The organism is Pseudomonas sp. GW821-FHT11D10 (assembly GCF_058808435.1).
In genome coordinates this window covers 154367-168352 of record NZ_JBXARR010000003.1, presented here as the reverse complement: position 1 = coordinate 168352, position 13986 = coordinate 154367, and the positions used below count along the sequence as shown (strand labels likewise).

The following is a 13986-nucleotide window of genomic DNA, read 5'->3' as shown; positions in this document are numbered from 1 at the left end:
CCGCCGTGAATTCACTTCCCCTCGTCAGCCTCGTCATTCCAGCCTTCAATCCGCGTTTTTTCGAACGGGCTTTGCAAAGTGCCGTGAGCCAGGGCTACGGCAATCTCGAAATCATTGTCTGCGATGACAGTCGTGGTCACGAAATCGAAACCATCGTCGACTCGGTGAACGAGAGCAGCGGTGTGGCTGTGCGCTATGTGCGCAATCCCCGGACGCTGGGGCTGGTCGGCAACCTGCATGCCTGTCTTGAGCAGGCTCAGGGTGAGTTCATAAAATTCCTGTGCGATGACGACCAGTTGTTCAGCGTCTGCGTCGAGCGTCAGGCACAGGCGCTCATCGATCATCAGGATGTCAATCTGGTCCTGGCCCAGCGCCTGTTCTGGGATGCCGACGACCGGCCGTTGCCGTCACGCCTGCAAAACACGCCGCTGTCTCCGACCTGCGGGCTGTTCAAGGGTGAAGACCTGCTGGCGATCTTCGAGAACTTCCCGGTCAACATTCTGGGCGGTTTCAGCAATGCCCTGTTTCGCCGGGCCGATGTCCTGGAGTTGCTGCCGGCGCTGACCCAGCCCGGGCATTGCTTTGTCGCCAGCCTGGACTTTGCCCTGTATGTCTGCCTGCTGCGTCGGGGCAATGTGGTGGTCTCGAACCATGTCATGAGTGTCGAGCGCCTGTATCCCGAGCGTTTGAGCGGTCAGCAGGCCATGCGCGACGCGGTCGAGGCCGAGCGGCAATGGCTGACGCAGATGCTCAAGGCGCGCAGTGGCGAGTCGGCGCCGGCGCCGGGCTGGGTGCGTCATGTGCCGATGACCAAGGCAGCCGAAATACCGCGCGTATGGGAAGAGTTGCCGCTGAGCCGGACACTGGGCACCAAACAGACGACCCAGGATTGGCACGTGGGCATCTCCAGTGTCAGCTTCGCCGAGCTGTACGCGCAGTGGCTCGAATGCCGCAACCTGACCGAGGGCCAGCGTGAGTTGCTGCCCGATACGCTGGCCGCGTGGCCGCGTACGCCGAAAATCGTTCCGCTGATCATCGACGAGCAGGGCAGCCGCTCGGCACTGGACCTGACATTGCAATCGCTCGCAGCCCAGGAGTATTTGCCTGAGCTGACCATCGTATTGTCTGCGTCCTGCATCGAGCCGCACCTGGACGAGCGTGTGGTGCGCATGCCGCTCCAGGATGACTGGCAACAACAAGTCAATGATCTGTTGCCGCAACTCGATGGCGCAGACTGGTTCTACCTGTTGCGTGCCGGCGATCGACTGGTGGTGCCGGCGCTGCTGGTGATGGCCGAACGCATTGCGTTGTCGCGCACCTTGACGTGCCTGTACAGCGATGAAGGCGGCCTGTCCCAGGGCGAATCGACCGAGCCGGTGTTCAAACCGGACTTCAACCTCGATCTGATGCGCAGCTACCCCTACGTCGGCAGGGCGCTGGCGTTCGAGCGTGAGCGCTTCCTGACCCTCGGTGGTTTCGACTCTTCGTTCGGTGAATTGGCGCCCCACGATGTGCTGTGGCGCATGGTCGAGGATGACGGCACACAAGTGGTCGGTCATATCGCCGAGGTGCTGCTGGAGTCGACGTTTGATCTGGCCAAGTGGCTGTCGGGGCCGGAAATGGCGGACAGCAATGCACAACTGGTCGGTGCGCATCTGGATCGCCTGGGCATTGCTCATGAGATCCGCCGGGGTGCATCGACGCTGCTCAACCGGGTCGATTATCACCATGCCCGTCGGCCGCTGGTGTCGATCGTCATCGTCAGCAAGGATCAGACGGCGGCGGTGCAGCGCTGCGTCGAAAGCCTGCTGGAGAAAACCGCCTACGCCGAGTACGAGCTGCTGCTGGTGGACAATGGTAGCGAGAGCGCCGAGGCGCAGGTCTGGTTCGACGGCATGGCGCAATTGGGCAGCGAGCGGATTCGCGTGCTGGATTGCCCGCGGCAGGACAACCTGGCGGCCGTGCGCAATGTCGCGGTGAGTCAGGCCCGTGGCGAGTACGTCCTGCTGCTCAATCCGTACGCCGTGATCACCCACGGCGACTGGCTGGCGGAAATGCTTAATCATGCACAACGATCGGAAGTCGGTGTGGTGGGCGCCAAACTGTTCAACCCGGATGGCCGGATCGTGCATTCCGGGCTGATCCTGGGTCTGCACGGGCCGGCAGGCGTGCCGTTTTTCGGTGAGTCGCTGCAGGCGACGGGTTACATGTATCGTCTGTTGGCGGCGCATGACTTGAGCGCCGTCGGCAGCGATTGCCTGCTGGTGCGCAATGCGGTTTTCGAGGCGGTCGGCGGTCTCGACGAACAGGATCTGGCGCAGTCTCTGAACGAAGTGGATCTGTGCCTGCGCATCGGTCAGCAGGGGTATCTGGTGGTCTGGACGCCTTATGCCCAGTTGGCCTTGGGCGCGCAGTCGGCCGGCACGCCGAAGGAGGGTGAGCAAGCGCAGCTCGGCCTGGAACAGGAAACGTTCTACAAGCGCTGGTTGCCGATCGTTGCGCGGGATCCCGCCTACAACAAGAACCTGTCGCTGAACGGGCTGGGCGGTTCGAGCTTCAGTCTCGATCCGGGCCTGCGTACTGGCTGGAGTCCGTTTTCCCAGCCGCAACTGCCGAAGATCCTTGCGCTGCCGGTCAACGCCTCCGCCATCGGTCACTACCGCGTGACGCAGCCGCTGATCGAGCTGGAAGCGGCGGGGCGTGCGCTGGGGCGCATTCACTACAACCTGCCGACCATCATTGAGGTCGAGCGCCAGTCTCCGGACGTGATCATCTTGCAGGGGCGCTACGCCGAAGCGCCGATCAACGAAATCCCGGGCCTGCAAAAGTACTCCAGTGCGCGACGGATCTATGAGCTCGATGACTACGTCATCGATGTGCCTCACCGCAATGCGCATATCCGCAATATGCCGAACAAGGACGAAATGGAAAGGCTGGTTCGCCGGGCGATTGCCATGTGCGACCGGGTCGTGGTGTCCACGGCGCCGCTGGGCAATGCGCTGTCGAGCATGCACAACGACATTCGGGTGGTCCCGAACATGCTGTCCCGACACATGTGGTGCGACTTGCGCAGCCAGCGCCGCACCTCGAAAAAACCGCGGGTCGGCTGGGGTGGCGGCACCAGCCACCACGGCGACCTGGCCGTGATTGCCGACGTGGTTCGTGAACTGGCCAATGAAGTCGACTGGGTGTTCTTCGGCATGTGCCCGGATGACCTGCGTCCTTACATGCACGAATTCCACGGCGTGATCGGCCTGGACGTCTACCCGGCAAAACTGGCGAGCCTCAACCTCGACCTGGCCCTGGCACCGCTGGAGTTCCACATCTTCAACGACTGCAAGAGCAACCTGCGTCTGCTGGAGTACGGTGCCTGCGGATACCCGGTGATCTGCACCGACACCGAGGCCTATCGCGGTTATCTGCCATGCACCCGGATCAAGACCAACACCACGGATGAATGGCTGCAAGCGATCCGCATGCACCTGGCCGACCCGGATGCCAGCTATCGCATGGGCGACGAATTGCGTGAAGTCGTGCTGCGCGATTACGTGCTGCGTGGGGATAACCTGCGGTACTGGGAAAACGGCTGGCTGGCGGACTGATCGGTTCGTACATGCAGGCAAAAAAACAGGCGACGTTGACAGTCGCCTGTTTTTTTTTGCCTGCCCATTCGTCTTTGTTTCATTCCCGATACATTTCTTTTCGGCGGGCTCAAGGATTGGCTATTTCCTGTCGATATCAACACATTCGCTGTTCCAGAAAATTGCGCCGCGATGACGTGTGATCGCCACGCTGGCCTGTACCGGTTCACAAACAAGGCAAGGAAGAAGTAATGGCAGTTATAAACGGGACAAACGGCGCGGATACGCTGACGGGTACCAGTGGTGATGACGAGATCAACGGTCTGGCAGGAAATGACATCCTGATCGGAGGGGCCGGTGCAGACAAGTTGAATGGTGGTGAGGGTTTCGATACGGTCGATTACTCGGCTTCCGCTGCGGGAGTCAACGTCGATATTCGACCGGGTACCGGTTTGGCGGGTGTCGGTGGTGATGCGCAGGGCGATACCCTGACGGGTATCGAAAAAGTCATCGGTTCGGCGTTCAACGATACCTTCACGACCGACGCCTACCTTTTTGCCACTTACGACGGCGGTGCCGGTGACGACATCTACTACGTCAACGGCGGTGGCGTGACCGTCATCGAGCAGGCGGGCGGTGGCAACGATGAGGTACGCGTCACCTACAAAGAGCACACCCTGGCAGCCAACGTCGAGCGCCTGACCTATACCGGCACGGGTTCGTTTACCGGCTGGGGCAATGCCAGCGACAACATCATCACCGGCGGCAATGGCAACGACCTATTCTATGGCGGCGGCGGTGCCGACCAGTTCTTCGGCGGTGCAGGTCGCGACACCGTGTCGTACCTCGACAGCACGGTCGCCATGAACATCAATCTGAAAACCGGCGTTATTTCGGGGATCGGAGCAGGTGATACGTTCAACAGCATCGAAGCGATCGCCGGTTCCAAATTCAACGACACGTTCGTGGTCGATAGCCGAATCACCGGCGTCGATGGCGGTGAAGGTTTCGATACCGTCGATTACTCGACGTCGGCTGCCGGCGTCAACGTCGACATCCGTCCGGGCACCGGGCTGGCGGGCGTTGGCGGTGATTCGCAGGGCGTGACCCTGACCAACGTCGAGAAAGTCATCGGTTCGGCATTCAACGATACCTTCACGACCGACGCCTACCTCTTCGCTACTTACGACGGTGGTGCCGGCGATGACATCTACTACGTCAACGGCGGTGGCGTGACCGTCATCGAGCAGGCGGGCGGTGGCAACGATGAGGTACGCGTCACCTACAAAGAGCACACCCTGGCGGCCAACGTCGAGCGTCTGACCTACACCGGCACCGGTTCGTTTACCGGTTGGGGCAATGCCAGCGACAACATCATCACCGGCGGTAACGGCAACGACATGTTCTATGGCGGTGGCGGTGCCGACCAGTTCTTCGGTGGTGCAGGTCGCGACACCGTGTCGTACCTGGACAGCACGGTGGCGGTGAATATCAACCTGAAAACCGGGGTCAACTCGGGGATCGGCGCGGGCGATACCTACAACGGTATCGAAGTCATCGCCGGCTCCAAATACAACGATACCTTCGTGGTCGACAGCCGGATCTCGGGCGTCGATGGCGGTGAAGGTTTCGATACTGTTGATTATTCGACGTCGGCTGCCGGCGTGAACGTCGACATCCGTCCGGGCACCGGTTTGCCAGGTGTCGGTGGCGATTCGCAGGGTGTGACCCTGACCAACGTCGAGAAAGTCATCGGTTCGGCATTCAACGATACCTTCACGACCGACGCCTACCTCTTCGCCACTTACGACGGTGGTGCCGGTGACGACATCTACTACGTCAACGGTGGCGGCGTTACCGTCATCGAGCAGGTGGGTGGCGGCAATGATGAAGTGCGGGTCAGCTACAAGGATCACACGCTGGCGGCCAACGTCGAGCGTCTGACCTATACGGGCACGGGTTCGTTTACCGGGTGGGGCAATGCCAGCGACAACATCATCACCGGCGGTAACGGCAACGACATGTTCTATGGCGGTGGCGGTGCCGACCAGTTCTTCGGTGGTGCGGGTCGCGACACCGTGTCGTACCTGGACAGCACGGTCGCCATGAACATCAATCTGAAAACCGGCGTTATTTCGGGGATCGGTGCAGGCGATACGTTCAACAGTATCGAAGTCATCGCCGGCTCCAAATACAACGATACCTTCGTGGTCGACAGCCGGATCTCGGGCGTCGATGGCGGTGAAGGTTTCGATACCGTCGATTACTCGACGTCGGCTGCCGGCGTGAACATCGACATCCGTCCGGGCGTCAGCTTGCCTGGTGTCGGTGGCGATTCGCAGGGCGTGACCCTGACCAACGTCGAGAAAGTCATCGGTTCTGCCTTCAACGATACCTTCACCACCGACGCCTACCTTTTTGCCACTTACGACGGCGGTGCAGGGGACGATATCTACTACGTCAACGGTGGCGGCGTCACCGTCATCGAGCAGGCTGGCGGCGGTAACGATGAAGTGCGGGTCAGCTACAAGGACCATGTGCTTGCGGCCAACGTCGAGCGCCTGACCTACACCGGCACCGGTTCGTTTACCGGCTGGGGCAATGCCAGCGACAACATCATCACTGGCGGCAACGGCAACGACGTGTTGTATGGCGGGGGTGGTGCCGACCAGTTCATTGGTGGCGCCGGCATGGACACCGTGTCGTACCTCGACAGCACCGTGGGCGTCAGCGTCAACCTGACAACCGGGATCAATACCGGGATCGCGCTGGGTGATACCTACAACAGCATCGAAGCGATGCGTGGTTCAAACTTCAACGACGTCTTTGTTGGCAGTGCTGCCGCTCTGGCGCTCGATGGCGGTACGGGCTTCGATCTGGTCAGCTACGAGTCGTCCGCCAGTGGCGTCACCATCGACCTGAAAACCAACGTCAACGCCGGTGATGCCGCTGGCGATACCTTTACCGGGATAGAGATCTTTCAGGGCAGCAATTTTGCCGACACCCTGTCCGGTACTGCGATCAACGACAACTTCGTCGGTGGCGGTGGCGCCGATGTGATTGACGGTCGTGAAGGGATCGACACCGTCTGGTACCTCAACAGTGCCGCAGCGGTGAACATCAATTTGCAAACCGGCGTCAATCAGGGCGGCGATGCGCAGGGCGATGTGCTGATCAACGTCGAGAGCATTATCGGCACCCACTTCAATGACACTCTGACCGGCAATGCGCTGGCCAACGGGCTTGAAGGCGGTCTCGGCAATGACACCATTTATGGCGGCGATGGCAATGACGTCATCTACGGCAGCTTCTATACCCAGCTCGGACCGTTCGCGGTCGACGTGGCTGCCGCTGGCCCACAAGCCGACATGTTGTACGGCGGCAATGGCAACGACATGATCGTCAGTGCTCCGGACGACCGTGGCACCATCGCCTATGGTGAAGCCGGTCATGACACGATTTATGTTGTCAGTGGCACCGCAGATGGCGGAGAAGGCAATGACGATCTGCTCGGTACGGGCGCGAACTTTGTCCTGCTCGGTGGTGCTGGCAACGATGCGTTGACCTTTGGCGCCCTGGGGACTGCCTACGGGCAGATGAAGGCCACCGGTTTCGCCAATGGTGGCGAGGGGGATGACACCTATTTCGTCAACACCGGCATGTTGGTGACGATTCGGGATGACGGGCTCAGCACCAATGACACCTTGATCCTGAATAACATCCGCTCGGCCAGTACGTTGCAACTGGCGCGGGTTGGCGATGACCTGTACCTCAACGATGGCTACTTCCCGCCGTCCGACCCGACCAAGCAAGGTGTCAAACTGCTGGACTGGTTCGCCGGTGGCAACACCATTGAACACTTCAAGGCAGCCAACGGTGATGTTCTGCCGCTCAATGGTGATGGGTTTGCCATGTTTGGCTGATTCATTTGCCTTGCGTACATCGAAGGCATTTTGAGCCGAAATGAAGGAAGGCCGATCCTGGTGGATCGGCCTTCCTTTTTTTATTTTGAGCGTTCGTCGCTACTTGCGACGCAGGCATTTGGCAGTCGAGCTAGCTGGCGCGTTTCCTGCAAGTCCCCCTCAAATCGCCATAAAACGAGCGCTCGTGGTCATTGCCCCTGCGCCCGGACCGGCAGAAAGGTTTAGCCAGAAGGCCGCAATGCGCAAAAAAACGGCGCGCAGCCCTGTGACGAACGAGAGGGGAGACCATGAAGGCAGTTATTTTGGCGGGTGGCCTGGGCACGCGCATCAGTGAAGAGTCGCATCTCAAGCCGAAACCGATGATCGAGATCGGTGGCAAGCCAATTCTCTGGCACATCATGAAACAGTATTCCGCCCACGGGATTCATGACTTCGTGATTTGCCTTGGCTACAAGGGCTACGCGATCAAGGACTTCTTCGCCAACTACTTCCTGCACACCTCCGACGTGACATTCGACATGCGCGAAAATCGCATGGACGTTCACCAGAACTACAGCGAACCGTGGCGCGTGACGCTGATCGATACCGGCGAGGAGACCATGACCGGTGGCCGTCTGCGCCGCGCCGCGCGTTATCTGGAAAACGAAAAAGCGTTCTGCTTCACCTACGGTGACGGTGTCTCCGATCTGAACATCAGCTCGCTGGTGGATTTCCACCTGACCCACGGCAAACTGGCGACAGTGACTGCCGTGCAACCACCGGGACGCTACGGCGCGCTGGATCGTGACGGAGACCGTGTACTGGGTTTCACCGAAAAACCGCGCGGCGACGGTGGCTGGATCAACGGTGGTTTCTTTGTGCTCTCGCCCAAGGTTCTGCCGCTGATCGAAGGCGACGAAACCTCGTGGGAATCCGGCCCGCTCGACGGTCTGGCCGAGCGCGGCGAGTTGATGGCGTACCAGCACGAAGGCTTCTGGCAGCCGATGGACACCCTGCGTGACAAGAACCACCTCGAAGCCTTGTGGCAGAGCGGGGAGGCCCCATGGAAGCAATGGGACTGAGTCCGGAATTCTGGCGTGGCAAGCGGGTTCTGGTCACCGGCCACACCGGTTTCAAGGGCAGCTGGCTGACCCTGTGGCTGCAAAGCCTCGGCGCGCAAGTCAGCGGTTTTTCCCTCGATCCGTCGACCGAGCCGAGCCTGTTCGAACTCGCGCGCGTGAGCGAAGGCATCAACGATCAGCGCGGCGACCTGCGTGACCTCGGCGCCTTGCTCGAGATCATCGCCGACACCGAGCCGGAGATCGTCCTGCACCTGGCAGCCCAGCCGCTGGTGCGCGAAGGTTATCGCGATCCGCTCGGCACTTATTCGAGCAACGTCATGGGCACCCTCAACCTGCTCGAAGCGATTCGTCAGGTCGGTTGCGTGCGGGCCTGCGTGCTGGTGACCACCGACAAGGTCTACGCCAACAAGGAATGGCTGTGGCCGTATCGCGAGGACGAAGCCCTCGGTGGCCACGACCCTTACAGCAGCAGCAAGGCGTGCTGCGAGTTGCTGGCACAGTCTTACGCGGCATCGTTCTTCCCGGCCGACAAGTACGCCGAGCACGGCCTGGCTCTGGCCACCGCGCGCGCCGGCAATGTGTTGGGCGGCGGTGATTTCGCCCCTGAACGGCTGATTCCCGATGTACTGAAAGCCTGGTCGGCCGACGAGCCGGTGACCCTGCGTTATCCGCAAGCCGTGCGCCCGTGGCAGCACGCGCTGGAGCCGCTGGCCGGCTACCTGCAACTGGCCGCCGGGCTCTATGAAGAAGGCCCGGAATACGCTGGTGCGTGGAACTTCGGCCCGGGTGAAACGGACATGTGCAGCGTCGGCGAAGTGGTCGAACTGCTCTCCAACCGCTGGCCTCAGGCCCGTGGCCTGCGCCTCGAAAAGAGTGACCTGCACGAAGCCGGTCTGCTGCGCCTGGACAGCAGCCGCGCCCGTCAGGTGCTGGGCTGGCAACCGCGTTGGACGTTGCAGCAATGTCTGACCCAGACCCTCGACTGGCATCTGGCGTGGCAGAACGGCGACGACATGCGCACCGTGACCCTCGGCCAACTGAACCTGTACCGGGGCGCGCTGTGAGCGAGTTTTCCTTGAAACCGTTACCGCTGGCCGGATTGTTCAGCGTCCAGCACAAGCGCTTCGAAGATCAGCGCGGGCATTTCGCCCGGCTGTTCTGCGAGGGCAGTCTGCAGGCATTCGGCAGCGAATTTCACATCCGTCAGATCAACCATTCCTGCACCCGCGAGAAGGGCAGCGTGCGCGGTCTGCATTACCAGAATGCCAACGCGCCGGAAGCCAAGTTGATCACCTGCCTGCGCGGTGAAGTGTGGGATGTGGCGGTGGACCTGCGCCCGGACTCGGAAACTTTCCTGCACTGGCACGCCGAGCACCTGAAGGCCGGCGACGGTCGCAGCCTGCTGATTCCGGCCGGTTTCGCTCACGGTTTCCAGACCCTCACCGAGGATGCCGAACTGCTTTACCTGCACAGCGCCGATTACGCGCCGGAGCATGAGGGCGGTCTGTCGGTGAACGATCCACGGCTGGCGATTGCCTGGCCGTTGCCTGTCAATAATCTGTCAGCGCGTGATTCCAGCCATCCCGCGCTCGATCAACACTTTGCTGGAGTGCGTCTATGAACTGCCGTGGGTGCTCCGCACCGCTGAGTCTGCCGCTGATCGACCTCGGCACCTCGCCACCGTCCAACGCCTACGTGCACGCCGATCGGCTGGAGCAGGCCGAACAATGGGTGCCGCTGAAGGTCGCCGTGTGCCAGCAATGCTGGCTGGTGCAGACCGAGGATTACACCTCTGCCGACAGCCTGTTCGACGCCGAATACGCCTACTTCAGTTCGTTCTCCAGCACCTGGCTGGCCCACGCCGAGCGTTATGTGGCGGAGATGGCCGAGCGTTTCGGCCTGAGCGTCGACAGCCGCGTGGTGGAAGTCGCGGCCAACGACGGCTACCTGCTGCAATACGTGGCCGGTCGCGGCATTCAGTGCCTGGGCGTCGAGCCGACCCGCAGCACCGCGCAGGCGGCCCGGGAAAAAGGACTGGAGATCCGTGAACTGTTCTTCGGTCGCAACACCGCCGCGCAGCTGAAAAGCGAAGGCTGGGCCGCCGACCTGATGGCCGCCAACAACGTGCTCGCTCACGTGCCGGACATCAACGATTTCCTCGGCGGTTTCGCCACGCTGCTCAAACCGACCGGCGTCGCCACCTTCGAATTCCCGCAACTGCTGACGCTGATGGCGGGCGCGCAGTTCGACACGCTGTATCACGAACACTATTCCTACCTGTCCCTGACTGCCGTGCAGACCCTGTGCGAACGCAACGGCCTGGAAGTGTTCGACGTCAGCCAGCTGACCACCCATGGCGGATCGCTGCGGGTGTTCGTCCAGCGCAAGGACGGCGAACGCCGCGCCGTACAGCCGGCCGTGCAACAGCAGTTGCAGGCCGAGCTCGACGCCGGGGTGAAAACCACCGGGTACTACGCGACGCTGGCGCCGGCCGCCGAAAACATCAAGCACCAGCTGCTGCGCTTCCTGTTGCAGGCCAAGGCCGAGGGCAAGCGCGTGGTCGGCTATGGCGCGGCAGCCAAAGGAAATACCTTGCTCAACTTCGCCGGCGTGAGGACGGATCTGCTGGCCTGGGTCGCCGATGCCAACCCGCACAAACAGGGCAAGTTCCTGCCGGGCAGCCGCATTCCGATTGTCGCGCCCGAACGCATCGAGCTGGAAAAGCCCGACTACATCCTGGTGCTGCCGTGGAACCTGTTGAGTGAAGTGACGCAGCAACTGACCTCGGCCAAAACGTGGGGCGCACGCTTTGTCGTCGCCGTTCCGGAGTTGAGCATTCGATGAGCAGAATTCATTACACCAAACCAAGCGTCGGCGAACTCGAAGCCCGCTACACCCTTGATGCCGTGCAGAACGGCTGGGGCGCGCGTTGCTACGAATACCTGACCCGCTTCGAGCATGGTTTTGCCGAGCACCTGGGCGCGACCTACGCCATCGCCACCTCCAGTTGCACCGGGGCCTTGCACATGGGCATGGCGGCGCTGGGTATCGGCGAAGGCGATGAAGTGATCCTGGGTAACACCAACTGGATCGCCTCAGCGGCGCCCATCACTTATCTGGGCGCCACGCCGGTGTTCGTCGATGTGCTGGCCGACAGCTGGTGCCTCGACCCGCAGCAGGTCAGAAACGCGATCGGCCCGCGCACCAAAGCCATCCTGGCGGTGCACCTGTACGGCAATCTTTGCGACATGGATGCCTTGCTGGCCATCGGCAAGGAATTCGGCATTCCTGTGATCGAGGATGCAGCCGAAGCCATCGGTTCGCAGTGGCGCGGCAGGGCGGCGGGCTCGCTCGGTGCCTTCGGGGCCTTTTCGTTCCATGGCACCAAGACCATGACCACTGGCGAGGGCGGCATGTTTGTCACCTCGGACAAGGCCTTGTACGAGCGCGTGCTGACCCTGTCCAACCACGGTCGCGTGGCCGGTTGCACCAAGCAGTTCTGGCCGGAGTTCGTCGGTTTCAAATACAAGATGAGCAACCTGCAGGCGGCGGTCGGTTGCGCGCAGGTCGAGCGGATCGAAGAGTTGATCGCGCGCAAGCGGGCGATCTTTGCCAACTATGCGCAGGCGCTGGAAGGCGTGCCGGGGGTGTCGCTCAATCCCGAGCCGGTTCACGGGCGCAACGGTTACTGGATGCCGACCGTGGTGTTCGATGCCGACACCGGTATCCATCGCGACCAACTGATCGCAGCGTTCCAGGCCGCCGACATCGATGCCCGGGTGTTCTTCTGGCCGCTGTCGACGCTGCCGATGTTCAGCGGGCACAACGTTGACACGCCGGTGTCATTCGCCCTGCCGGAGCGCGCCTTCAACCTGCCGAGCTACCACGACATGACCGACGCCGATCAGCAGCGCGTCGTGCAAGTGGTGCTGGACCTGCTGGCAAGCAGGTGCGCGCTGTGAAGATGTATCTGCTGGGGGCCGCCAACCCGGAAGCGGTGCGCATGCTGCACGCGGTCAAGCGCAGTACGCCGAATGTCGAATTCGCGTTTCTGGACAACGATCCGCGCAAGCACGACACGCTGTTTTACGGGGTGCCGGTAGTGGGTGGTTCGGAGCGGGTCGCCGAACTCAATGGCCCGGACGTGCGCTTCGTCAATCTGATCACCGGCAGTACCCGGTTACGCTACGAAACAACCTGCCAGTTGGTGGAGGCAGGCGCGCGGCTCGGACAGTTCGTTCATCCCGGTATCGACCTGAGCATGATCCGCATGGGGCAGGGCAGTTACCTGCAGGAAGGCGTGTTGATGCAGGCCGAAGTCGAACTCGGCGACAACACCAGCATCAGCGCCGGCAGCGTCGTGGGGCATGAGGGGCGGATCGGTCACTCGGTATTCATGGCGCCGGGCGTGTGCATCGCCGGCTGTGTGGAAATCGGCGACGGTACGTTTATCGGTACCAACGCCACGATTCTGCCGCGCCTGCGCATCGGCCGCTGGGTGACCATCGGTGCCGGCGCCGTGGTGACCAAAGACGTCCCGGATTTTTCGGTCGTGGTGGGCAATCCCGCCAGGATCATCAAGACCAACACCGTGCCATACCCTGACGCCAGGGTGTTCAGGTAAGCCGTTTTCCCGAATTTTTGGAGAGTCGCAATGAATCCACACGAGCAGTTTCGCGAAGAAGTAAAAGCCAACATTGAAGGCCTGCAACAGGACAAGGCGCTGCAAACCGAGTCGCTGGACTGGGTCGGCACCACCGCAAAACACAAGTACACCTACAACTTCAGCTGGATGGGCCGGCCGATCATTCAGTTCCCGCAGGACATGGTCGCCATGCAGGAAATCATCTGGAACCTGCGTCCGGACGTGATCGTTGAAACCGGGATCGCCCACGGCGGTTCGCTGGTGTTCTACGCCTCGATCCTCGAACTGATCGGTCACGGTGAAGTGCTGGGCGTCGACATCGACATCCGCCAGCACAACCGCGAAGCCATCGAAGCTCACCCGATGTTCAAGCGGATCAGCATGATCCAGGGTTCGAGCATCGACACCGCTATCGTCGATCAGGTGCGCGAACGCGTGCAGGGCAAGAAAGTGCTGGTGGTGCTGGACTCCAACCATACCCACGAACACGTCCTCGAAGAGCTGCGCCTGTACGCACCACTGGTGTCGGTGGGCAGCTATTGCGTGGTGATGGACACCGTGGTCGAAGACATGCCGGCGGACGCCTTCCCGGATCGTCCGTGGGGCAAGGGCGACAACCCGAAAACCGCTGTGTGGGCCTACCTGGAAGAGAATCGCGATTTCGAGATCGATCAGGCCATTCACAGCAAGTTGCTGATCACTGTCGCGCCGGATGGCTATCTGCGTCGCGTTCGTTAATCGACAAAAACAACGTTGAGTTTTCGGCGACTCGCCGC

At 61.3% G+C, this 13986-nt stretch carries 9 protein-coding genes; all 9 read left to right on the top strand.

Features of this window, described 5'->3' with window-relative positions; all coding sequences use genetic code 11:
* Window positions 1-5: 5 nt before the first annotated feature.
* Window positions 6-3602, top strand: coding sequence for a glycosyltransferase (locus AC1RT4_RS10930; protein WP_493085359.1), 3597 nt, complete (start codon window positions 6-8; stop codon window positions 3600-3602).
* 230 nt (window positions 3603-3832) lie between these two features.
* Window positions 3833-7504 (top strand): beta strand repeat-containing protein, encoded by a 3672-nt coding sequence (locus AC1RT4_RS10925; protein WP_493085358.1) that lies wholly within the window; start codon window positions 3833-3835, stop codon window positions 7502-7504.
* 287 nt (window positions 7505-7791) lie between these two features.
* Window positions 7792-8565, top strand: coding sequence for a glucose-1-phosphate cytidylyltransferase (rfbF, locus tag AC1RT4_RS10920; RefSeq protein ID WP_493085357.1), 774 nt, complete (start codon window positions 7792-7794; stop codon window positions 8563-8565).
* Window positions 8547-9629 (top strand): CDP-glucose 4,6-dehydratase, encoded by a 1083-nt coding sequence (gene rfbG, locus AC1RT4_RS10915; protein ID WP_493085356.1) that lies wholly within the window; start codon window positions 8547-8549, stop codon window positions 9627-9629. Before rfbF ends, rfbG begins: the two co-directional genes overlap by 19 nt.
* Window positions 9626-10186: a dTDP-4-dehydrorhamnose 3,5-epimerase gene (rfbC, locus tag AC1RT4_RS10910; protein WP_493085355.1), complete on the top strand. Its 561-nt coding sequence runs from the start codon at window positions 9626-9628 to the stop codon at window positions 10184-10186. The genes rfbG and rfbC overlap by 4 nt, the downstream gene beginning before the upstream one ends.
* The gene (locus AC1RT4_RS10905; protein WP_493085354.1) at window positions 10183-11409 is read left to right on the top strand and encodes a methyltransferase domain-containing protein; all 1227 of its coding nucleotides are present in this window, start codon (window positions 10183-10185) and stop codon (window positions 11407-11409) included. The genes rfbC and AC1RT4_RS10905 overlap by 4 nt, the downstream gene beginning before the upstream one ends.
* On the top strand, window positions 11406-12527 hold the full coding sequence (locus AC1RT4_RS10900; RefSeq protein ID WP_493085353.1) for a DegT/DnrJ/EryC1/StrS family aminotransferase: 1122 nt from the start codon (window positions 11406-11408) through the stop codon (window positions 12525-12527). The genes AC1RT4_RS10905 and AC1RT4_RS10900 overlap by 4 nt, the downstream gene beginning before the upstream one ends.
* On the top strand, window positions 12524-13189 hold the full coding sequence (locus AC1RT4_RS10895; RefSeq protein WP_493085352.1) for an acetyltransferase: 666 nt from the start codon (window positions 12524-12526) through the stop codon (window positions 13187-13189). Before AC1RT4_RS10900 ends, AC1RT4_RS10895 begins: the two co-directional genes overlap by 4 nt.
* Before the next feature lie 30 nt (window positions 13190-13219).
* Window positions 13220-13948 (top strand): cephalosporin hydroxylase family protein, encoded by a 729-nt coding sequence (locus AC1RT4_RS10890; protein WP_493085351.1) that lies wholly within the window; start codon window positions 13220-13222, stop codon window positions 13946-13948.
* The last annotated feature ends 38 nt before the right edge of the window (window positions 13949-13986 follow it).

Coding starts and splice junctions, on each gene's coding strand:
- AC1RT4_RS10900 (WP_493085353.1), top strand. CDS start 11,406: ATGAGCAGAATTCATTACACCAAACCAAGCGTCGGCGAACTCGAAGCC.
- rfbG (WP_493085356.1), top strand. CDS start 8,547: ATGGAAGCAATGGGACTGAGTCCGGAATTCTGGCGTGGCAAGCGGGTT.
- AC1RT4_RS10890 (WP_493085351.1), top strand. CDS start 13,220: ATGAATCCACACGAGCAGTTTCGCGAAGAAGTAAAAGCCAACATTGAA.
- AC1RT4_RS10905 (WP_493085354.1), top strand. CDS start 10,183: ATGAACTGCCGTGGGTGCTCCGCACCGCTGAGTCTGCCGCTGATCGAC.
- rfbF (WP_493085357.1), top strand. CDS start 7,792: ATGAAGGCAGTTATTTTGGCGGGTGGCCTGGGCACGCGCATCAGTGAA.
- AC1RT4_RS10925 (WP_493085358.1), top strand. CDS start 3,833: ATGGCAGTTATAAACGGGACAAACGGCGCGGATACGCTGACGGGTACC.